This window comes from Geobacillus jurassicus NBRC 107829 (genome assembly GCF_001544315.1).
GTDB lineage: Bacteria > Bacillota > Bacilli > Bacillales > Anoxybacillaceae > Geobacillus > Geobacillus jurassicus.
This window is the reverse complement of the sequence record NZ_BCQG01000055.1, coordinates 1-22,336: the sequence shown is the minus strand read 5'-3', so window position 1 is coordinate 22,336 and position 22,336 is coordinate 1. Positions and strand designations below refer to the sequence as shown.

General features: G+C 51.3%; 18 protein-coding genes. 1 reads left to right on the top strand and 17 read right to left on the bottom strand.

The window, feature by feature from the left end:
- The 5 genes from GJ1_RS14315 to GJ1_RS14295 form a co-directional block, all read right to left on the bottom strand.
- Positions 1-716 (bottom strand): transporter substrate-binding protein (locus tag GJ1_RS14315; protein ID WP_157068396.1); only part of this gene is annotated, 716 nt, incomplete at its 3' end.
- Positions 717-1,245: 529 nt separating this feature from the next.
- Positions 1,246-2,643: a methyl-accepting chemotaxis protein gene (locus GJ1_RS14310; protein WP_066233769.1), complete on the bottom strand. Its 1,398-nt coding sequence runs from the start codon at positions 2,641-2,643 to the stop codon at positions 1,246-1,248.
- A gap of 157 nt (positions 2,644-2,800) precedes the next feature.
- Complete coding sequence (locus tag GJ1_RS14305) at positions 2,801-4,150, bottom strand: GntP family permease (RefSeq protein WP_066233767.1); 1,350 nt, start codon at positions 4,148-4,150, stop codon at positions 2,801-2,803.
- 145 nt (positions 4,151-4,295) lie between these two features.
- A complete protein-coding gene (gene gntK / locus GJ1_RS14300; protein ID WP_066233764.1) occupies positions 4,296-5,840 on the bottom strand; it encodes a gluconokinase in 1,545 nt (514 codons plus the stop codon).
- Between the two features lie 17 nt (positions 5,841-5,857).
- Complete coding sequence (locus GJ1_RS14295; protein ID WP_066233761.1) at positions 5,858-6,874, bottom strand: LacI family DNA-binding transcriptional regulator; 1,017 nt, start codon at positions 6,872-6,874, stop codon at positions 5,858-5,860.
- Positions 6,875-7,118: 244 nt separating this feature from the next.
- On the opposite strand from GJ1_RS14295, the gene GJ1_RS14290 reads away from it, so the two are divergent.
- Positions 7,119-8,765 carry an alkaline phosphatase gene (locus GJ1_RS14290; protein WP_066233758.1) on the top strand — a complete coding sequence of 549 codons (1,647 nt, stop codon included), beginning with the start codon at positions 7,119-7,121 and terminating at the stop codon, positions 8,763-8,765.
- 74 nt (positions 8,766-8,839) lie between these two features.
- On the opposite strand, the gene GJ1_RS14285 is transcribed toward GJ1_RS14290, so the two are convergent.
- From GJ1_RS14285 to GJ1_RS14235, 12 genes are all read right to left on the bottom strand, one after another.
- Entirely contained in the window at positions 8,840-9,772 is a 933-nt protein-coding gene (locus tag GJ1_RS14285; RefSeq protein ID WP_066233772.1) for an AEC family transporter, read from the bottom strand.
- Positions 9,773-9,848: 76 nt separating this feature from the next.
- On the bottom strand, positions 9,849-10,535 hold the full coding sequence (locus tag GJ1_RS14280; RefSeq protein ID WP_066233755.1) for a response regulator: 687 nt from the start codon (positions 10,533-10,535) through the stop codon (positions 9,849-9,851).
- A complete protein-coding gene (locus tag GJ1_RS14275) occupies positions 10,532-12,208 on the bottom strand; it encodes an ATP-binding protein (RefSeq protein WP_083510011.1) in 1,677 nt (558 codons plus the stop codon). The genes GJ1_RS14280 and GJ1_RS14275 overlap by 4 nt, the downstream gene beginning before the upstream one ends.
- A gap of 71 nt (positions 12,209-12,279) precedes the next feature.
- Complete coding sequence (locus tag GJ1_RS14270) at positions 12,280-13,806, bottom strand: tripartite tricarboxylate transporter permease (protein WP_066233752.1); 1,527 nt, start codon at positions 13,804-13,806, stop codon at positions 12,280-12,282.
- A gap of 13 nt (positions 13,807-13,819) precedes the next feature.
- Positions 13,820-14,275, bottom strand: coding sequence for a tripartite tricarboxylate transporter TctB family protein (locus GJ1_RS14265; protein ID WP_066233748.1), 456 nt, complete (start codon positions 14,273-14,275; stop codon positions 13,820-13,822).
- 55 nt (positions 14,276-14,330) lie between these two features.
- Entirely contained in the window at positions 14,331-15,371 is a 1,041-nt protein-coding gene (locus GJ1_RS14260; RefSeq protein WP_066233744.1) for a Bug family tripartite tricarboxylate transporter substrate binding protein, read from the bottom strand.
- A gap of 235 nt (positions 15,372-15,606) precedes the next feature.
- Positions 15,607-16,758 (bottom strand): mannitol-1-phosphate 5-dehydrogenase, encoded by a 1,152-nt coding sequence (locus GJ1_RS14255; RefSeq protein ID WP_066233741.1) that lies wholly within the window; start codon positions 16,756-16,758, stop codon positions 15,607-15,609.
- Positions 16,758-17,201 (bottom strand): PTS mannitol transporter subunit IIA, encoded by a 444-nt coding sequence (locus tag GJ1_RS14250; protein ID WP_066233739.1) that lies wholly within the window; start codon positions 17,199-17,201, stop codon positions 16,758-16,760. Before GJ1_RS14250 ends, GJ1_RS14255 begins: the two co-directional genes overlap by 1 nt.
- A 5-nt stretch (positions 17,202-17,206) precedes the next feature.
- Positions 17,207-19,297 (bottom strand): BglG family transcription antiterminator, encoded by a 2,091-nt coding sequence (locus tag GJ1_RS14245; RefSeq protein WP_066233737.1) that lies wholly within the window; start codon positions 19,295-19,297, stop codon positions 17,207-17,209.
- Positions 19,298-19,607: 310 nt separating this feature from the next.
- Entirely contained in the window at positions 19,608-21,059 is a 1,452-nt protein-coding gene (locus tag GJ1_RS14240) for a PTS mannitol transporter subunit IIBC (RefSeq protein WP_044731496.1), read from the bottom strand.
- A gap of 142 nt (positions 21,060-21,201) precedes the next feature.
- The gene (locus tag GJ1_RS17985; RefSeq protein ID WP_075261656.1) at positions 21,202-21,378 is read right to left on the bottom strand and encodes a DUF3368 domain-containing protein; all 177 of its coding nucleotides are present in this window, start codon (positions 21,376-21,378) and stop codon (positions 21,202-21,204) included.
- A 94-nt stretch (positions 21,379-21,472) separates the two neighbouring features.
- The coding region (locus GJ1_RS14235) for an erythromycin esterase family protein (RefSeq protein ID WP_066233735.1) at positions 21,473-22,336 on the bottom strand (864 nt) is incomplete at its 5' end.

Sequence of the window (22,336 nt, the reverse complement as noted above, 5' to 3'; positions counted from 1 at the left end):
CCAGTCGGTTTCACTTGTTTGATTTTGCTGATAATGGTGCTATAATCGGTATGGCCGAGCGGCGTATATTCTTCCCCGACCACTTGCCCGCCTTCGGCCTTCAGCTGAGCCTTGATGATTTTGTTGGCTGTGCGCGGAAACACGTAATCCGATCCGAGCAAGAAAAACGTTTTGCCACGGTTTTTCAAGAGCCAGCTGACCGCGGGAACGATTTGTTGATTCGTCGTCGCCCCGGTGTAAAAGATGTTCGGTGACGACTCCATCCCTTCGTATTGCACCGGATACCAAAGCAGCCCGTTGTTTTGCTCCACAACCGGCAGCATCGCTTTGCGGCTTGCCGATGTCCAACCGCCAAAAATGGCGGCCACTTGATCTTTTTGCAACAGTTTTTTCGCCTTTTCGGCAAACGTCGGCCAGTCCGACGCCCCATCTTCCACAACCGGTTCAATCTTCTTGCCGAGCAGCCCGCCCGATGCATTGATTTCCTCGATCGCCATTAACTCGGCATCGCGCAGCGACACTTCACTGATTGCCATCGTTCCGCTTAACGAGTGAAGGATCCCTACTTTAACGGTATCCCCTTTACTTGACGAAGACGAATTGCTGTTTTCGTTGTTTTTGGCTTGATCGACAACTGATGACGCCGCACATCCCCCGAGTGCAAAAAGGCTGATGCATAAAAGCAACCATAATTTCCACATGAATTTTGGCTTCATCCGGACACCCTTCCCCCTATTCATTTCGAAAATCAATGAATTCCTATACCTCGTTCATCTAGCAAAGCGGCATCCCTCCCTTGTTCCTCAAAGGCGATGAGTGATATCTTGAGGATGTGGTTCTTGATTAGCAGTGTAAATCCTAGATATAATTGCTTCAACAATATTGTTATATTTTATTACATATTTTTGTTATATTTATTATCACAAAAAGAGGATAAACCATTATTTTGAAGCCAACCGACCGCGCCTAATAAAGAAAAGCGCAAAGCACCCGCCTATCGACGAAGATCGCACAAGCCCCACCGAGGAGAGCTCGAACCAATCTTGGCTTGGTTCTGCGTGGGCAAACTCATTGAAGCCTCTCCATGTGTTGTCGCCGCAGTGTGGGGCGGAGCGACTCGAACCGATGGCGCTTTGCGCTAGACATCTCCCTACCTAACCGTGGCAGCCCCAAAATTTATACTTTCTTAATCCTTAAACAAAAAACGCCCTAAAAAGGCACACATGCGCCTTTTTAGGGCGTCGTTCATTTCGCAAGCGACAAATCCGCTCCAATGACTCCGACAATTTGACCGTTATGATCCGTAATGGGAGCGGACACCGTGACGCAAAGATGTTTCGTCAATGCCGATACATATGGATCGGAAACGTACACCATTCCTCTGCTTGCTTCCTGAAACCACGATCGGACTTTGGCGTTGACCAAACCAGCCGGCGGGTTCGAATACACAAACGCGCCATCAAGCCGATTCGACCAGACAGCCTCAATTTCTCCGTTCTCGGATAAAAATCGGTCCAGCACTCGCCGATGCGTGTCCTCATCCATTTGTTCCAACGGAGCTGACTGAAGCAAAGCCGATAGTTTATGAATCGTGTTTTTCACGACCGCATCATCTACAGAAATCGTTTCTCTCATCCAATCACGTCCGACCGTTTGTTGCAGCTCCTCCGCCGTCTTTTGCAACGCTTCGTTAATGCGTAAAATCTGTCCGACGCTCTCATGCTGTTCGTTCATATCCGCCGTCACTCGCTCGACAAACCGTTGATTTTCCCGGCTCAATTGCACGATTTCTTCAAGGAGGACGGCGATTTCTTTCACGCTGTCCGACTGTCCAGACGCCGACTGGACAGAAGAAGAGACGAGGTTCGTCATATCATTCAGCTGCCGCTGCAACGAGTGAAGGAACGTCATAATCGCTTCCATTTCTTTTTCTTCGACATCGATTTGCTTTGTTTCTTCACGAACGATATCGGTCGTCGCTGCGATTTCGCGTTGAATGAGCGACAAAATGTCCTGTGTTTGTTGGACTGCCTCCGATGTTTGGTTCGCCAGCATGCCGATTTCGCGCGCGACGACCGCAAACCCGCGCCCGTGTTCTCCGGCACGGGCAGCTTCAATATTGGCGTTTAGCGACAAAATTTTCGTTTTCTGTGAAATCTCGCCGATCGCTGATATAATTTGATTGATGCGTTGAGAATGATGAACGAGGTGATTCATTTGTTTCAACAACGTTTCATGGTGGGAGCGCAATGTTTGAATTTCTTTTTGCAACGTTTCCAATGAATTCCATGAATGCAGCCACTGTTCGGAAAACTGTTGGCTGCTTGCATACATGTCTTGGGAAGATGCAGCAATTTCCTTAGCCGCTTCCTCGATTGCCCGCATTTTGTTCGCCACTTTTTCTGTATACTCGACCGTTTTCTCGCTGTGGTCCATCAGCTCTGCTGCGCTGTTCCGGCTTGAATCGGAAATGTCATTCAGCGAAAGCGCCGCCAGCTTCATCTGTTCTATCGCAGCTCTTAACTGATCAACAGCCACAACAATTTGCCGAGCGATTTGTTTTCGTTCTTCCCGTCTTTCCTCCTGTTGAGGCCAATCAGCTTCATGCTTTGTTTTTCGCTCTGCACGTCTCGCAAAAATCATTGAAATTCACTCCTTATGTAATATTTCGTCACATGATTATAACATAATAATGAAGATAGTGGAAATGTTGAGAGGTTGTTTTTCTTTACCGCGCCGCATCCTCGTTGTCCATCAAAAAGGTGTCCCGTCTGTGTTTGGGACACCTTCCATTCTGATATTAGAGAACCACGTTCAACAACAAGACGAAAATAAACGCCACCACCGAAATAATCGTCTCCATCGCCGTCCACGTCATGAGCGTTTCTTTCACCGTCATGCCGAAGTACTCTTTGATCATCCAGAAGCCGGAGTCGTTGACGTGTGACAAGATCAACGAACCGGCGCCGGTCGCCAAGACGAGCAGTTCCACGTTCGTTCCTGGCATCGTGGCGGCGATCGGCGCGACGAGGCCGGCTGCGGTCATCATCGAGACGGTCGCCGAACCGGTCGCTACACGGATGAGAGCGGCGATGCCCCAGCCTAATAAGAGCGGCGACAGGTGCGAGTGTTTCGCTGCTTCCGCGATTTGCTCGCCGATGCCGGAGTCGAGAAGCACTTTGTTGAACGCGCCGCCCGCCCCGATGACAAGCAGGATGTTCGCGACCGGGCCAAGGCAGTCATTGGCGAATTTGAGCACGTTGTCGCGGTTGAAGCCGCGCGCATAACCGAGGCTAAAGAACGAATAAACCGTAGCGATGAGCAATGCGACGATCGGATCGCCGATAAAGCGCAGCACTTTCGCTGCTTCCGACTTTTGATCAAGCGTCACGTTGGCGACAGACGCAATCAACATCAAAATGACCGGAAGCAAAACCGTAAACAGCGTATTTCCGAAGCCCGGGAGTTCCCGCGCTTCTTTATGCTGCACAAGCTGTTCGGCGATTTCCGACGGCACTTTTTTGTACATGCGCGAACCGATCCATTTGCCATAGAGCGGCCCGGCAATAATCGCGGTCGGCAGACCGACAATGATCGAATACAGGATCGTTTTTCCGACATCCGCCTTAAAGATGCCGACTGCCGCCATCGCAGCCGGATGCGGCGGAACGAGACCGTGCACGACAGACAAACCAGCGACAAGCGGAATGCCGATCGTCACAAGCGAAATGCCCGTTTCCATTGCGATCGTAAAGACGAGCGGAATGAGCAGCACAAATCCGACTTGGAAAAAGACTGGAATCCCCACTAAGAAGGCGACGACCATCATGGCCCAATGGACGCGCTTTTGCCCAAAGCGGTCAATTAACGTTTTCGCAATGCGCTCAGCGCCGCCCGATTCAGCCATCATTTTGCCAAGCATCGTCCCAAGCGCCAAGACGATCGCTAAAAAGCCTAGCGTATTGCCCAGGCCGGCTTTAATGGAATCGATGATCCCTGGTGTTTCTGGCGACGGAGCGACAAGCGGCATCCCCATCATCAAGCCAACGCCGACGGAAACTAAAATGAGTGCGACAAACGGATGCATTTTCGCTGCGGTAATGAGCAATAACAAGACGATAATGGCAGCAATGACAATGGCAATTCCCATCGACTGTTCCCCCTTATGTTTAGATAAATCGATTTAGTAATGGTTAAAGCAAACGTTTTCAGCTTTCTTTAAGTAGAAAGGATAAACTAAATCGATTTAGTGACTGTTGATGACGGCACTAAACCGTTTTAGTTTTTCTCCTCTCTTATCCACTCCGCCGCTGGAACGCAGCAATCGCATCAAATTCGTCTTTCAATCGCTCATACAGGCGGGCATACAAATCAAATAGCTCAGCATAAATCAGTGTATGATCTTGGTTCGGTTCATGGCGGGCCGTTGTATGGACCCACGGTTTCACCATTTCTAAGGACGGCAGTTCGCCTAAAGCGTGAAGCGCCACCGCGGCCGCTCCTAACGCCGAGGCTTCATGCGTCTGCGGCACGATGAGCGGTTTGCCAAGCATATCAGAAAGCATTTGCCGCCAAAACGGCGATTTGGCGAACCCGCCTGAGACGCGGATTTCCGTCATCGGTCCGGTGACATCGCGAATGGCCAAGGCGACGGATAGAATGCTGAAGCAGACGCCTTCCATGACGGCGCGGATGAAATGCTCGCGCTTATGGTGCAAGCCGAGACCGAAAAACGTCCCACGCGCATTCGCATTCCAATACGGCGCTCGCTCGCCCGATAAAAACGGCAAAAACACAAGCCCTTCCGCCCCCGGTGGAACGCGTTCGGCATATTTCGTCAACAAGTCATACGGATCCATTCCAAGCTTTTTCGCCACTTCCCGTTCCTGAGCGCCGAACTCATCGCGCAGCCACCGAAGCAAAATGCCGCCGTTGTTCGTCGGTCCGCCAACGACCCAATAGCCGGGCGTCAACGCGTAACAAAACGTCCGCCCTTTTTCATCCGTTGTCGGTTTTGCGGCAATCGTTCGCACTGCGCCGCTCGTCCCGATCGTAATGGCCGCTTCTCCCGGCAGCACCGCCCCGACGCCGACATTGGCGAGCACGCCGTCGCTTGCCCCAATGACCAACGGCACGTCCGGAGCGACTCCCATTTTTTCCGCCCATTCTTTTTTCATTCCGGTCATGATATGTGTGGCCGGAACGAGCCGCGGCAGCTGTTCGCGGCAAAGCCCGACAAGCTCGAGCCCCTCCTCGTCCCAATCGAGCGTATCGAGGCGGAACAACCCCGTCGCCGATGCCAGCGAATGGTCAGCGACATAATCGCCGTACAGGCGATACAGCACGTAGTCTTTCACCGACACAAACCGGCGCGCTTGCCAGAATACGTCCGGCTGCTCCTCTTTCAGCCAAAGCAGTTTCGCTAGCGGCGACATCGGATGAATCGGCGTTCCCGTCCGTCGATAAATGGCAAGCCCGTTCTGCTCTTTTAATAGCCGCTCCGCTTGGGCGACGCTTCGGTTGTCGGCCCAGATGATGAGCCGAGTCAGCGGCCGCCCCGATTCATCAAGCGCCATGATCGAGTGCATCGCCGCACTCAAACCGATCGCTTTTACCTGCTCCGGGCGGATGCCATGGCGGACTGACACTGCCCCGACCGCTTGAACGACCGCAGCGAACAGCTCCTCGGGGTCTTGTTCTGCAAACCCAGGATGCGGCTGAATGATTGGATAATCGACCGCATGAGAAGCAAGCACTTGCCCCCGCCCGCCGAACACGACCGCTTTCGTACTCGTCGTTCCGATATCAATGCCAATGACGACGTCCTCATGAATGGTCATCGTTTCTCCTCCCTTCCTTATTTCTTCTCCCGTCTGATCGATGTCCGTTCCATCAATGTCGGGGAGAAACGAAACACTTTCGGTTGGTCCACCCGCTTCCGATCCATTTGCTCGAACACGCGCTCCGCCGCTTTTTTCCCCATCGCAAACGTCGGCTGGGCGATTGTGGTCAGCGCCGGCGTGTAAATATCAGCAAACGGCACATCGTCGATGTTGATGATCGCCACCTCGTCCGGCACGCGGATGCCCGTCTCCTTCACAAACCGCAAAATGCCCATTAACGTCAAGTCATTGATCGCAAACAGCGCGTTCGGCCGCTCCGGTTCCATGAACCGTTTCTTCAGCTCCCCAGGCAACGCCGCAGGTTCAGCGGCGATGACGTTTTGATCCCCGACCTCAAATCCCCTTTTCTCCATCGCCGCCCGAAACCCCTCAAACCGCTCCATCCGCGGCACGTTGTATGGGACAAGCGGCGGGGTGACAATGGCGATGCGGTTATAGCCATAGGAAGCGAAATAATCGACCGCCATCTCCGCAGCGCCGAGGTTGTCCAAAAGCACACTGTCCGCCTCCACCCCCGGCACCATCCGGTCGACAAACACAAGCGGAAACTGTTCGGCAACAAGACGGCGGTAGACGTCGTCGTTTTTCCCGGTCGGAAACACGATCAGCCCATCCACTTGTTTCGCGAGCAACATCTCGACATATTTTTTCTCTTTTTCCGGATCATCGCCGGAGTTGCAGACGATGACTTGAAACCCACGCTTTTGGCACTCTTCTTCAATGGCGTGCAGCACTTGCGTTGTCAACATATGAAGCATGTTGAACACGATCACGCCAATGGTCGCCGTCGTCTTTTGCTTTAAGCTGCGGGCGATCACGTTTGGCTGATAGCCGAGCTCTTCAATCGCTTGAGCGATGCGCTTTCTTGTTTCCTCGCTCATATATTCATAGCGCTTATTCAAGTATTGTGACACTGTACTTTTTGAAACGTTGGCCAATTTCGCGACATCGGCCATCGTCACTTTTTTCAAAAGGGATCCCTCTCTCGCACTAAATCGATTTAGTTCAAAAGCGTTTTCACAAACCGGTTTAGCTTTATTATAAACAATTATGAAAGCGATTTACAACACTTTTTTTGCTTGCTCGCATCCTGCTTTTCTTGATCCTTTTTATTCCTCTATAACAAATTCTTTACACATTATTAACTGAATCTACAAAACCGATCCATAAACATTTTCTATAATATAGTAAACGCTGCTAAAGGAGGAAGGGACATTGAAACCGATCCATCAAAAGATTGCTAGTTTGGCGCTCATCGGATCGTTGACGGCTGGTTCGTTCGCGTTCGCGGCGCGCGGGGAAGAGAAAAAGGAAGACAAGCAAGGGCAGGTAAAAAACGTCATCATGATGGTGATGGACGGGACAAGCGGCGGAGCCACCACATTAGCCAGATGGTACAAAGGAGCACCACTTGCCTTGGACGAAATGGCAAGCGGCGCTGTCCGGACGTACTCTGCCGAATCGGCGATTACCGACTCCGCTCCGGCCGCCACCGCTATGGCGACAGGCTTTAAGTCCAATGACAAGTATATCGGCATCCTGCCGAGCATCGTCAATTCTCCCGGGGTCGCTCCTGTGCCAAAGGAAGAAGCGAAAAAACCGGTCGCCAACGTATTGGAAGGAGCCGAGCTGCACGGAAAATCAACCGGCATCATCGCCACATCAGCCATCCAGCACGCTACACCAGCCGGATTTTCCGCCCATGTCGAACATCGCAATTGGTTTCCTGATATTGCTGAACAACAAGTATACCAGGACATTGAAGTCGTTTTAGGCGGCGGGAAAGAAGCGCTTATACCAGGGAGCGGGAAAAACAACCGGAAAGACAACGAAAATTTGCTTGAGGTGATCAAAGAAAAAGGGTATGACATCGTCGAAACGAGGGACGAACTGCTTCGTTCGAAATCCGATAAAATTTGGGGCATCTTCGCCAATGACGCCATGGCGCAGGATATGAACCGCTCTTATACAAGAGCTAATGAACCGACATTGGCGGAAATGACGAAAAAAGCGATCGAAACATTGTCCAAAGATCAAGACGGGTTCTTCTTGTTTGTCGAAGGCAGCCAAGTCGACTGGGCCGCCCATGCAAACGACCCGGTCGGCATGATCAGCGAAGTTCTGGCGTTTGACGAAGCGGTTAAAGAGGCGCTCTCCTTTGCTAAAAAACGCAACGATACGCTCGTGATTGCCGTCAGCGACCATGGCAACAGCGGCATCACGCTCGGCAACCGAAACACTGACCAAACTTACCCTGAGACCCCTGTTTCCGCTTATATCGAGCCGCTGAAAAAAGCCAAAATGACGTTAGACGGGGCGCTAAGTCAGTTAAAACCTGACAAATCTAACCTTGAAGAAGTCGCTCAATTGTACGGCCTTGACCCATTGACAGCGGAAGAGAAAAAGAAATTAAGCGAATCGACAGACCTTCGCAAAACATTGGCGGAACTCTTAGCGGCACGGGCAAACCTCGGCTTCACGACCGGCGGGCATACGGGAGAGGATGTGTTCCTGTACACCTATGGTCCGAACCGCCCGGTCGGTACGTTTGAGAACACGGATTTGGCCCATATTATGGCCAAAGCGATGGGCTTTGACTTGCGCAAGCTCAACAAGCGGCTGTTTGTCGATGCCAAAAAAGAATTTGAAGCCATTGGCGCCACCGTTGCCATCGACCGAACGGATGCCGCGAATCCTGTTCTCGTCGTGAAAAAAGGAAAGAAAACCGCACAGCTTCCGGTGAACAAAAACATCATGCATATCGACAATCAAACATACGAACTGGAAGGACTGACCGTTTACAGCGGGGAGCGGTTCTGGATCGCCAAACAAGCGATTCGCTTGTTCGAGACAGCGCGGTAATTCCATCCATTGACTAAAAAGCGCGGCCATGTCGCCGCGCTTTTCATATGGGGTTGTTTCACCCCCTATTATTCTTAGCCGCCTGGGAATAACAACCGGGCCGCATAGACAACGCCGGTCACGGTAATGGCACTTAACAATGTCGACACTAACACCGCCTGGGCGGCATAATCTGGGTGGCAGTCATACTCAAGCGCATACAGCGCCGTATTGCGCGAACACGGATAGGAACTGGCAATCAGCAATGCTTGGGCAGTCACTCCGTCAATTCCTAAAAGAAAGATCAAAGACGCAGCCAACAGCGGCGACAGAAACAGGCGCCCAAACACGCTTGCATACACCAGCGGCGGCAAAGAGCGGAAGCGGGCGTAGGCAATTTGCGCTCCCAACGTAAAGAGGGCGATGGCTAAAAACGCATCGGCGATGCGATGAATCGGCTGCCATAAAAACGATGGGATCGAAAGATGAAGCCATCGGCAGACCACCCCAAGCAATAAGGCGTAAAGAACCGGGTTTTTCCATAGCTCGGCGACCCATTTTCCTTTTTTCCCATTTCCTGAAATAAACTGATACACTCCATATGTATTGGTCAGGAAATTTTGAAATATGGTTACAATGATTTGAATCGCCGCCCCGAGCGGCTGCTGATGAAACACGAGCTGGCTTACAGGGATGCCGAAGTTGCCCGAGTTGTTGAGCACAATCGTGTTTTGAAACACCGCGGACAAACTTCTCTCCAGTTTAAATAGTTTCGCCATGATCATACTGAAAACCATCAGTCCGCTGCTTTGTAAGAGAAGAAACCCAAATATGGCCGCCAACACCTTCCCGTTCAACTCGCTGTCATACACGTTGATGAACGCGACCGCCGGCAACAGGACATACATATTCAGCTTGGACAACGTATTCATATCAAAATGAAATAAGCGGTGAAGCCATGCCCCCAAGCCGACAATCAACAACATGGGAACCATCACTTGCAACAAAATGCTACTAAAAATGGCCAAGGCGTTTCCCCCGCTTTCTTTGTGCATATGGCGGCTCGATGTGCCTTGTATAACGTTGTTCAGACTTCTTGCCCTTTTACCCTTTTCTCCGATAAATCCGTTCCGGACGGCCAACGGATCCATAAGCAATATCGGCCGTCACTCGGCCGATCGAGATGAGATACTCCAAGTAGCGGCGGGCCGTTGTCCGGCTCGTACCGATTTGCCTCCCGACTTCTTCGGCGGTGATGCCTTCTTGGCACTGTTTGACAACGGCCAACACTTTTTCAAGCGTCAACGGATGGATTCCCTTTGGCAACACCGGCTGGTCCCTAACCGTTAATTCTCTTCCTATCAATTCATCAACGTCCTCTTGGTCAATCCACTCTTTCTCTTTTACCCATTGCTGCATTTTGTCATAATACTCTTTGTATCGGTTTAACGTTTCCACAAAACGGTCAAACATAATCGGTTTGATAATATAATCAAACACCCCTCTGTGCAACGCTTGCCTCAGCGCATCCACTTCCCGTGCCGCTGTGATCATAATGATATCGATGTTGGAAAAGCGTTCCCGAACCCATTTTAAAAAAGAAAGGCCGTTCATATCTGGAAAATAGACATCAAGCAGCAACACGTCGGGTTGCAACACTTCCGTCAATTCCCTTGCCTCTTCGGCGTTCGTAGCAATGCCGACCACTTCATAACCGTTCACTTTCTCAACAAAGCGCCTGTTGATTTCCGCAATGCGGCGGTCGTCTTCAATAATAAGTACACGAATCACCCCTTCTGCTCCCCTCCCTCCCAAAAATATTGATGCATGAAAGTGTAGCGGTCTTTTGTAGAAAATTCTTCCTTTCGGAACAGGTTGGCACGATCCAGCCGCTTCGGAACAATGACGGTAAACGCCGTGCCCTTTCCTTGTTCCGACTGGTATGTGATTTGCCCGTCAAGCATCGCCAGCGCCTTCTTGACAAGATCAAGCCCATACCCACGGAGGCCGTTGGTTTTGGTGGAAAAGCCGCGGTCGTATATCCGTTCCGCCACAGCTGGATCGACGCCTAATCCGTTATCTTCAACCTCAATAATCAAATCATTGCCGAGGTCGGTCAAAAAAACGGCCACTCGCTTCTCTTCCTTTCCGTTATGGAGGGCTGCTTCCATGGCGTTATCTAATAAATTTCCGATAATTGTTACCAAATGGTCGCGGTCGATCCATGGCGGCACATCGCGAAAACTGCTTTCCCGGTCGATTTCAAACGCAATTTTTAGCTCGTTCGCGCGATTGAATTTGCCGATCAACAGCCCGCCAATCACGGGATCGGGAATTTCTTTCATGACAAACCGGACGATGTTTTGCTGCAGGTCGGTCTCTTTGGTGATGACTTCAAGCGCCTCCTCGTACGCTTCAAGCTGAATTAACCCGGAAATCAAATACAGCTTATTCGAAAATTCGTGCGTTTGCGCGCGCAGCGCGTCGGCATAGCTTCGAAGCTGAGACAGCTCTTTCGTGAGGCGATACAGATCCGACTTATTGCGAAACGTCGATACCGCTCCGATCACGCGCCCTTGCTTGTCTTTGATCGGAATCCGGTTCGCAATGACGGTCTCTCCTCCCAACACCATCTCATCATCGTATTCCGCCCGCCCGGTTCGGATCACTTCAGGCAAGCGGGAATGAGGAATCAGTTGCAAAATCGGTGCCCCTAATACGTCGCGCTCATGCTCATAGCCAAGCAGCTTGAGCGCCGTCTGGTTGACCATCGTAATCGTCCCTTCGTGACTGATCGCCACAATTCCTTCACGAATGGCTTCTAAAATGGCTTGCTTTTCTTGATACAACACACCAATTTCTTCTGGTTCAAGACCGTGAATCGATTGTTTTACCTTTTTGGCAATCACGACCGCTCCTACCGCTCCAAACAGAAGAGCGAGAACAGAAAAAAAGAAAATTTTCAGACGGTACGTCCAAACGATATGCTCGATATCTTCCAACAAAAACCCAACGGAAACGATGCCAATAACGTTTCCGTTCTCGTCAAAAATCGGCGCTTTTCCCCGGATCGCCGGGCCAAGCGAACCGACCGCCTCCGAAATGATCGCCTTGCCTTTTATCACCTCGCCGTTGTCGCCCCCGACCATCGGTTTGCCGATCCGGTCAGGAAGTGGGTGGGCATAGCGGATTCCTTGGCGGTTGCCAATGACGACGTATTCCGCCCCTGTCTTTTGGCGAATGTGCTCGGCAAACGGCTGCAGCCGCCCTGACGGATTCGGGTCGCGGAACGCTTCGCGCACAAGCGGGGTGGACGCAACGGTTTCCGCCACATTCAATGCCCGCATGCCGATTTGTTGTTTGAGCGTCTCAGCGAACATATGTTGAAATAAGAAGGTAAGAAAAACGATCACAAATAACAGCAATGAACAAATAATGACCATTAACCGTGTCTGAAGCTTCATAGGGCTCGCTCCCCAAGCAGAAAATAAAGAAAGACAATCCGCCTGTTAGGCAGAACGCCTTTCTTCTATTATTACATATCTTCATTAATGATGACCGTTTTTCCTCTTAATTTCATGACAAACGGCACGGCAATCCATAACAAGGCGATCATCAATAGAACGAGCGAAATCGGTTTTTCAAAAAAGACGAGATAATCCCCGTTTGATGCCGTCAACGCCCGGCGCATATTGTTTTCAATCATCGGTCCCAACACAAGCCCCAACACAAGCGGCGCGAGCGGATAGTCGTGTTCCGCCAGCCAATAGCCGAGCAACCCGAACGCCAACAACAGGAACACATCAAACGTCGTCACTTGCACCGCATACACACCAAACACAGAAATGGCAATAATGAGCGGCAGCAAATATTTCGTCGGCGTTTGGATAATTTTCGCAAATAGTTTCACGAGCGGCATGTTAAGAATCAACAACATCACATTGCCGATAAACATGCTCGCAATCAAGCCCCAGGCGACATCCGGATGCTCATCGAACAACAGTGGACCCGGCTGGACGTTGTACATAATGAGCGCGCCCATCAAAATAGCCGTTGTTCCCGACCCCGGAATGCCTAGCGTCAAAAGCGGAATCATCGCTCCCCCGGACGCTCCGTTGTTCGCTGACTCCGGCGCCGCGACGCCGGCGATCGTCCCTTGCCCAAACTTTTCCGGATGTTTGCTCACTTTCTTTTCAAGAATATAGGAGAAAAACGATGCCAACGTCGCCCCGGCTCCCGGCAGCACCCCGATGAAAAATCCGAGCAGCGACCCACGGGCAATCGGTCCCACACTTTCTTTCAAATCTTCCTTCGTCGGCAAAACGCGACCGATTTTGGCAATTTCTCCTTCGTTCATCTCATTATGGAGAATGGACTTGAATACTTCCCCCAACGCAAACAATCCGACCGCTACTGTTAAAAACTCAAGCCCTCCATACAAATAGGAAATATTGTACGTGAAGCGTGCGACACCAGAGACGTTGTCGAGCCCGATCGTTGAAAGAAGCAGTCCAAAGACGGTCATAATCCACGCTTTGGTCATCGATTTGCCAGCGAGGCCGCTCACCGCGGCCAGCCCAAGCAGCATGAGCGAAAAATACTCCGCCGGGCCGAACTTCAACGCGACATTGGATAGCGGCTCAGCCAATAATACGAGACCGATGAGCGAAACAATCCCAGCGACAAACGAACCGATCGCCGCAATGGCGAGCGCCGCTCCGGCCCTTCCTTGCCGAGCCATTTGATAGCCGTCAAGCGTCGTGACGACTGACGATGACTCGCCAGGCGTATTTAACAAAATCGAGGTCGTCGACCCGCCGTACATCGCCCCGTAATACACGCCCGCCAGCAAGATGATCGAGCTCGCCGCCGCCTGCTCGGGACTCAAGCCTGATGTCATCGACGCCGTCACTGGAATGAGCAGCGCCACCCCGCTCATCGGGCCGATTCCAGGAAGCACCCCAACCGCCGTGCCAATCAGCACCCCGATAAAGGCAAACAGCAAGTTATGCGGCTGAAGCGCCGTCTGAAACCCATCCAACAAAAACGATAGTGTTTCCATGATGCCCCTCCTTTCACTGGAACCAAATCGGCCAGCTCGGCAACGTTCCTTGCAACAACTTCACATAAAGGCCGTATACGCCTAGCGAAAAGCCAGCCGCAATGGCGATTGACTTCCATAACGCCCCTTTTTCCATCGTTTGAAAGCCGATAACAAGAAACAGAAACGTCGTGATCACATATCCAACCGTTTCGAGCAACGCCGCATAGAAAACAGCGGCGATGAAAATGATGAGAAATTTTTTATATTGCCGCGGCGGCTTCTCGCCTGCCGCATCCGAATAACTTCTCGTTTCAAACAACAGTTTGATGCTTAATAAAACCAACACAAGTCCAAGCAAAAACGGAAACACGTTCGGCCCGACAGCGCTGCCGTAAGCGCTTTTCGATAGGCGCAAGCTTTCAACCATAAACAGCGCCCCGACGGCCAGAAATGCCGCCGCCGCGATCCGGTCAGCCGTTTTGTTCATCACTTTACCTCCTGTTCTTTACGAAAAAGGGGAAGAACGATCTTCCCCCTTGATCTTACTTATGCATACCGAGCGACTTCAAAAGGTCGCCGATTTGTTGCTCCTGTTCTTGCAAAAATTTCATAAACTCTTCCGAATTGCGATATTCTGCTTCCCAGCCTTGCTTTTGCAGCTCTTCTTTCCATTTTTCGTGCTCAGACAATTTTTTCAATGTCTCTTCCCAAAACGTTTTCGCTTCCGGAGACATTTGCTTCGGTCCAAAGACCCCGCGCCAAATCGTAAACTCGGCATCAATGCCAAGCTCTTTCATCGTCGGCACGTCTTTCAGCACTCCGCCAAGGCGTTCTGGAGCTGAAACCGCCAGCACCCGCACTTTGCCGGCTTTCAAATACTCCCCAACCGACGATGCGTCCGTCGCGATCACATCCGCATTGCCGCCAAGCAGCGCAGCCATCGCTTCCCCGCCGCCGTCATACGAAACGTATTTCACCGATTTCGGATCGATGCCTGATTTGTAAATTGGCAAAATGGCCACTAAGTGGTCCATCGAACCTGGCGCCGACCCCCCTGCTACCGTGACTGATTTCGGATCTTGTTTAATGGCGTTCAGCAGGTCAGTCAACGTTTGAAACTTCGAATCCGCTTTTACGACAATCGCGCCAAAATCTTTCGTCAGCTGGGCGAGCGGTGTCGTATCTTTGTAGCCAAACGGGCTGTTTCCTTCCTTTTTCAGGTTGTTGATGATAATCGGCGGCGAATTGACAAACAGTTTGTAATCGTTTTTGACATCTTGGGTGGCGTATTCGGCCATAAAGACCGCCCCGCCGCCGCCTGGTTTGTTTTCGACCGTCATCGTTTGTTTGACGAGCCCTGTCTCATCCAACACTTTCGTGATCGCGCGGGCCGTTAAATCCCATCCTCCTCCCGCCCCGGATGGAGCGACAATGGTGATCGGCTTCGTCGGATAGTTTGAGGCCGATGAGCCAGAGTTCGAACCGGACGATTTCGATCCTGCCGATTCATTGCCACCACAGGCCGCCAATGCCAGTGTCATCATCCCGGCGGCGAGTAAACCCCACCATCTTGTTTTCTTCATTCTCCCTTGCCCCCTTGTTTTTTGATAACGTTTTCAAAAACAACCTTATCACGATCCAGAATCAACATGAAGTTTTCGAAAATAAAATGAATTTTGTGCATTTTGTTCACGAACGCGTTCTCTGCAAAAAAGTCTTGGCATGGTCAGGGCGCCGAGCAAGAAACTGAAAGCTCACAGCTCAAAAAAAAAAGCCGCCAGTCTTCAAGACTAGCGGTAAACAAAGAAGCGTCGATTTCTACTTTTCCATCCTCTCATATTCCTCTCTCACCACCGCCACGAGCGGATGGTCACGCTCAAGCCCCGCGTATTGCCGAAGCGCGCCTTCGATTCCGTGTTGTTCGATCGTTTGTTGGAGAGCGACGGCTTCGCTGTCTTCGGGATGGTCGAACCGGAGCAGCGCCGCAATTCCTTTGGCGAGACCTGCAGGGACGCTGCTAAACAGCGTGCAATATTGCACAGCTGGGGCAACGAGGCGGTCGTTCGGCCCGAGCTTGCGGATCGGCGAGCGGGCGACGCGGATGATGTCATCAGACAGCGCCGGATTCATGAAACGTCCGATCGTCGTGTCGATATACGCGCGGTGCTCTTTTGCGTCCCAGCCGTGTTTGTTCACCAACACCGCTCCGGATTCGCTGAGCGCTTGTTCGACATCCGCCCGAATCCCGGCATCTTTCATCGCTTCTTGAACGGTGCTGTATTGTTTCTGATACCCTAAGTAAGCAGCCAGGGCATGGCCGGTGTTGACGGTAAATAATTTGCGCTCGATATACGGGCCTAAATCGGCAACGAATTGGGCTCCTTGAATCGGCGGAACAGCGCCGATGACGTTTCGCGTTTCAATCGCCCATTCGAAAAACGGCTCGACGGTCACCGCCAGCGGATCATCGTTCGTTTGGTTCGGCACAATGCGGTCGACTGCGCAGTTAAGGAAGCCGACAGATTGATCCGCCAGCTGCTGTTCAGCGGCGGAAAGATGAGCCAAAACGTGCTGTTTTAACGCCTCTGTGCCGCCAATCATATTTTCGCACGCGATGACGTGAAGCGGCTTTTCTTGAACGACAAACCGTTGCTCAAGCCCGGCGGCAATGACTGGGGCGATGGCCGGCAAAATGTGCGGGCCGACCGCGGTCGTCACCAAATCGGCATCCGCAATCGCCGCGACAACCTGTTCCCGCTCCGTTTGGCTGTTTAACGCAGAAACGCCGCGCACCCATTGTTCTTCCCGATGTTCACCAGCGACAATCACGCGGTATTCTCCCCGCTCTTTCAGCAGGCGGACGATTTGTTCATTGACATCGACAAACACGACGTCATAGCCGGATGCCGCGAGCAAGCTGCCGATAAACCCGCGGCCGATGTTGCCGGCGCCAAAATGGACGGCCCGCATTAGCCGTTCACCTCGTCAAGCAGCGCGAGAATGTCCTCTTCCGTTTTCGCGTTCGCCATCGCTTCCACATTGTCCGCTTCCGCGCAAACGAGCGCCAGTTTCGAAAGAATGTCCAAATGTTCGCCATCTTTGCCGGCAATGCCAATCACGATCGTGGCGATGTTTCCGTTGCCAAAATCGACCCCATCTGGGATTTGTACAATCGAAATGCCCGATTGTTTCACTAGGGACTTGGCTGCTTCCGTCCCGTGCGGAATGGCGACGTGGTTGCCGATGTAAGTCGTGGTCAATTCTTCCCGCTCAAGCATTGCATCAATATACGACGGGGCGACATATCCTTGCTTCACAAGCACTTCGCCGGCAAGACGGATCGCTTCTTCTTTCGTTTTCGCTTGTGCATTCAGCACAATGTTCGCTTTATTTAAAATCGAATCGGTCAACATTCGTTTCACTCCTTCGCCAATGTCCAATAATCATCGAAAAATTGTTCCAAATGAGCGCTGATAAGCAAATGCACTTGTTCTTCATCACCGTGCGTCAAGATGGCGAGCGTTTGCTCGTCTTTGACGAACAGCGAGCTGATGTGGCTTAAGACAGCCAACATCTCCTCGTCCGCATCCGCCGGTCCAAGAAGCAGCACAACCGTGTTGATGTCCATCGGCTTCCCATCCATGCCCGCTGCCGTCTGCGGCGCATCCAGCCGGTACATTGTCAGCGATGGGCGAAGGACAGCGAAGCTTCGGGCGTGGTAAAGCGCCAACCTCGTGCCAGGGACGCCAAGCCCGCCAAGCGACTCGCGGCGCCGCAGCTCCTCAAGCACGACATCGGCATCGACAATGACGCCATTTCGCTCAAGGCGGCGGCACGCATCAGCCAACAACTCATGAACCGAACGGACCTTGACCACCTCGAGGGAAAAACCGTCCAAAATGTGAATGATTGTCTCGCTGATGCGCCGAACCGCCTTCATTGTGTCGAGCGCCGGCCGGTTTCGCCGTGCCATCGGCTCTTTCTCCATCCGTTTTTCAGCGGCCGATTTCCGCTCCAAACACTCGCGAATCTTCCGCGCTTCCTCCTCTGTCAGCATCGGGCTGACGACGATATGCGGCCCATACTCCTCCGGAAGCGGCACGGTCGAGATGACGAGATCGTACCCGCTTACATCTTTTCCTTTCCATTCAAACACGGAAGCTTGTTCCAGCGAAACAATGTCCGGAATCTCTTTTTTCAGCCTCGTCGCTAACATTTTCGCCGTCCCAAGCCCGCTCGAACAAATGACGAGCACCTTCCAACCTTTTTTCTCCCGCATAAGCGCAGCCGCAAAATGAAGCACTAAATAGCCGATCTCCTCGTCCGGCACCGGAATGTCGCCAAACAGCTGCCGCGCCCCGTCTGCGACAATGACAAACAGCTCTGCATAGTCTTGTTTGATTTGATCGAGCAGCGGATTGGCGATCCCCATTCCATGTTCAAGACGGTACAGTGCCGGTTTTAAGTGAACGACCAGGTCTTCATATAGCGTGCAGTCAACCGACAAATCGACGCCAAGTTCGCGGCTGACAAAGCGAATGAGCTGTTGCGCTTTCATGCCGACGACCAAGCTCGGCTCTTCCATCACTGCTCCTTGGCGGCTGCGCCATTTCGCTCCCATCAAGTGCATCGTCATATAACCGATCTCTTCTTTTGGGATGTCAACGCCAAAAGCGCGTTCTAACGATTCAGCGAGCACTCCGGCAATTTCGTACTCTTTTGTTGCCTGAATCGCCTGCAAATCTTGCTGGTCAAAATGGATCGCTTCTCCCCGTTTGATGCGCTCGATGGCAAGAGCCAAGTGAACGACAAAGGCGATGTACGAGCTGTCGGCCATCGTAAATGGGAGCTTTTCTTTCACTTGCTCGATTTGTTTTTCAATGACGGTGAGCTTTTTCCGATCAACGAGCCCGAGCAGCTTCTCCGCCATCGTATCAAACGGATCGTCCGCCCGCTTTTGGATCGTCTCTTTCATCAGCGCCAAAAATTCATGTTCATCGACATGACGGAACAACAAATCGCTGATGAGGCGCCGTTTTGCTGATTCCGAACCGGCAAGCTCGACACCGTATCCGCGCTTGCGGATGAGCGAAAGCCCGTACGCTTCTACCGTTTGTTCCAATTTGTCCAAATCCAAGCTGACAGTGGCGACCGTGACGTTCAAGTCATGGGCCAATGAGACGAGCTTCACCGGCTCGGTGGCTTCCAACAGCGCAATTAAAATCATGAGCTGCCGCTCTTCGGGGGTGTATTCATGATGAGAAAGGCGAAGCAACTCTGCGGCCAGCGCCTGCTTGTTTTCTTCCGCCCCGACGAGGCGAATGCCGACCCCCGCTTTTTTCGCCAGCCCGAGCCCGTAGCGGCGCAAGACGGATTCAAGTCCTTGCAAATCACGGTGAACCGTGCGGGCGCTGACATTCAGCTCTTCGGCCAACTCACCAACTGTCACGTCTCGGTCATCCGCCAACAACCGCTCAAGCAGCTTTCTCTCCCTTGCCGATACGTACATCGCCGTTCACCTCCCATCCTAGAGGCGGTATTGTTGACATTTTTGAAATAAGCTATGACCTTTTCTATTTTTATTGTAAGGGCTTTTTTCTTGATTTGACAACGAATAAATGTTTCGTTTTCGTCATTGTTATTGTTGACATTTTTTAATTTTGCATACATGTTTCTCTTTCGCCGTTTGACGAAGTTCACAGCGGTTGGGCCCATCCATACAGATGGAAGCGGATGAAAGTGTCCCAAGCAGTCGAGGTAAACACGAAATCGCAAAGCAAAACGCAGGGGAACGCCATTCCCCCGCGTCTCATGTCCATTTACTCATTCTTTTTCAATCGCTCGATCAACTCATCATATTTCGGGCTGTTTAAGAAGTTTTCCACCGACACATGGTACGCGTTCGGCAACTTTGCTTTTGCCCGGTCGGTTAGGTTTTGATGAGTGACGACGATGTCGGCATCCGGCGGCAGCTGGTTGATCGCCGTGTTCGTCACTTCGATATCGAGCCCGGCCTTTTGCACTTTGTTGCGCAAAATCGACGCCCCCATCGCGCTTGAGCCCATTCCGGCATCGCACGCGAACACAATTTTTTTCACGCGGCCAGGAACCACTTGCTGAACCGCAGCTGCCGAAGCGGCTTCTTTCTGTTTCAACGCCGCGGCTGCTTGGCTCTTTTTCCCTTTCAGCTGTTCCATTTTTTCCGTTGCTTTCGTCAAATCTTCTTCCTCTTCGTTTTGTTTCGCCGATTTTAAGAACACGGACGCGACGAGGAATGACACGGCCGCCGCAACGAACACACCCGCCAACACGCCGAAGTAATTCCCTTTTGGCGTCATCGCCAGCAAGGCGAAAATGCTTCCCGGCGACGGCACCGCCACCAGACCGGCATGGAACACGGTAAATGTAAACACCCCGCTCACCCCGCCGGCCATCGCCGCCAAAATCAAAATCGGGCGCATGAGAATGTACGGGAAGTAAATTTCATGAATCCCACCTAAGAAATGGATAATAACCGCCCCCGGCGCCGACTGTTTCGCCATTCCTTTGCCAAACAGCCAGTACGCCAGCAAAATGCCAAGTCCTGGGCCAGGGTTCGTTTCCAGCAAGAACAAAATCGATTTCCCGGTTTTCGCCGCTTGCTCGACGCCGAGCGGGCTTAAAATCCCATGGTTGATCGCATTGTTCAAAAACAGCACTTTCCCCGGTTCAATGAACAAGTTCGCCAGCGGCAACAAGTGCCAGTCGATAATTTTTTCGACTCCGGCTGCCAACGTTTTACTGATCCCAGAAATGACCGGGCCGACTCCTTTAAAAGCGAGCAACGTCAACACGCCGCCGACGATCCCGGCCGAGAAGTTGTTGACGAGCATCTCAAATCCTTGCTTCACTTTCCCTTGGAACAACCCATCCACTTTTTTGATCACATAACCGCCAAGCGGCCCCATGATCATCGCGCCTAAAAACATCGGGATTTCCGAACCGACGATGACCCCCATCGTCGCTGTCGCCCCCACGACGCCGCCGCGGACGTCGTACACCATTTTCCCGCCCGTATAGCCAATCAACAACGGCAACAAATACGTAATCATCGGCCCGACGAGCTTCGCAAACGTCTCATTCGGCAGCCACCCGGTCGGGATAAACAGGGCGGTAATCAGCCCCCAGGCGATAAACGCCCCAATATTCGGCATAATCATGCCGCTCAAATAACTGCCAAACCGTTGAATCTTTACACGGAAGCCTGTTTCGTTTCCGGTTGTATGCGTCATAAAGCTGTTCCTCCTTTTCTGCTTGACTGTACCTTTATCTTAAAACGCTTACAACCGGCCTTCAATGAGAAGTAAACGCGATTTTGTCAATGGGGTTATTGTCAGGTTTAAAAAAGAAAAAGGCCCAGCGCGGTGGGCGGGGCTACAGCGTTTCTTCCGCTAGCAACAAAGCCTCTCGATAAAGACGTTCGGAGAGATAAAATCCATTTTCAAGCAAAGTGTCTAACAGCGGCTTTACTTCCGTTATTTTCCCATTCTTCTTTCCAAGAATCAAAATTCCAATTGTGCCGATAGGTCGTAAAAGGAATTGTTTAGACAACCCGTGGTGCTAGTTGAGCGCTAGCGCTCAACTAGCACCACGGGTATTTCCTATTACCAATTTCATCTTCAATGTTTTTTTATGGAAAACTTCTTTAGTTTAAATTGATGTACTTTGGTGGTGATGTTTTCGCACAAACGACAAGCCCGTCATAACAAGCGCTAGGTTTGATAAGATTTAATTGCTTCCCTTCATGCATTGTGTAAGTGTGCTTAAAAAGCCAACGGTTTTGAGGCACTTTTCTTTGCCGCGAGATATCGAAAAATCCGATTTCATGCCCGGCTTGCTTGATTCGAAACTCGATGCTATCTTGATCAGGCTGCCGCACTTCATATACACTGCGATTATTTTCCGCTGCTTGCCCACTATACATAAAGAAGCCAATGGTATAGGAGAACTCCTTGATTTCGGGAGGTAAATAAGAAAATGTCGATGGAAATCCTAGAAATCTCCTAGATTGCTTCATTATATGCCCATTGTGCGCCCATACTATTATCTTCTCGTTTGGAAACATCTCCTGTGCCAGCCACAAAATATTGTCAGCCATTGCCTTATTCCGGATTTTTATCGCTTTCACGAAGTGGGAAGAGATCATCTGCATGAGGGACATTCGGTTCTGCAAAATTCTCTGCACAAGCAAAAAAGCGTCTTTTCCAAACTTATCTTGTAATGCAAGGCGGTTTTTATCTAATAACAAGAGAAATTCTTGATAAAGAGCCATCCATTCTTTGCATTTTCGCTTACGTTCCTTTTTGGAAATTGACCGATTACGGGAATTGACATATTGGTAAAGCATTTCTTGTTCCAATGCTGCTATTTTTTCACCATAGGCCTTATCCATATTGGAAAATACTTCTGCCAAAAACTTGCCGGTAATATGATCGCTCGAGGCGGGCTGAATATCCAATCCTGTTAGGATGAGAGGCTGATTGGATAATTGTGTTTCCTTCACATAATT

What these genes read in the sequence shown, in the direction of transcription:
- GJ1_RS14310 (WP_066233769.1), bottom strand. Translation starts at nt 2,643, where the DNA reads ATGATTTTTGCGAGACGTGCAGAGCGAAAAACAAAGCATGAAGCTGAT.
- GJ1_RS14305 (WP_066233767.1), bottom strand. Translation starts at nt 4,150, where the DNA reads ATGGGAATTGCCATTGTCATTGCTGCCATTATCGTCTTGTTATTGCTC.
- gntK (WP_066233764.1), bottom strand. Translation starts at nt 5,840, where the DNA reads ATGACCATTCATGAGGACGTCGTCATTGGCATTGATATCGGAACGACG.
- GJ1_RS14275 (WP_083510011.1), bottom strand. Translation starts at nt 12,208, where the DNA reads ATGAAGCTTCAGACACGGTTAATGGTCATTATTTGTTCATTGCTGTTA.
- GJ1_RS14270 (WP_066233752.1), bottom strand. Translation starts at nt 13,806, where the DNA reads ATGGAAACACTATCGTTTTTGTTGGATGGGTTTCAGACGGCGCTTCAG.
- GJ1_RS14265 (WP_066233748.1), bottom strand. Translation starts at nt 14,275, where the DNA reads ATGAACAAAACGGCTGACCGGATCGCGGCGGCGGCATTTCTGGCCGTC.
- GJ1_RS14260 (WP_066233744.1), bottom strand. Translation starts at nt 15,371, where the DNA reads ATGAAGAAAACAAGATGGTGGGGTTTACTCGCCGCCGGGATGATGACA.
- GJ1_RS14255 (WP_066233741.1), bottom strand. Translation starts at nt 16,758, where the DNA reads ATGCGGGCCGTCCATTTTGGCGCCGGCAACATCGGCCGCGGGTTTATC.
- GJ1_RS14250 (WP_066233739.1), bottom strand. Translation starts at nt 17,201, where the DNA reads ATGTTGACCGATTCGATTTTAAATAAAGCGAACATTGTGCTGAATGCA.
- GJ1_RS14245 (WP_066233737.1), bottom strand. Translation starts at nt 19,297, where the DNA reads ATGTACGTATCGGCAAGGGAGAGAAAGCTGCTTGAGCGGTTGTTGGCG.
- GJ1_RS14240 (WP_044731496.1), bottom strand. Translation starts at nt 21,059, where the DNA reads ATGACGCATACAACCGGAAACGAAACAGGCTTCCGTGTAAAGATTCAA.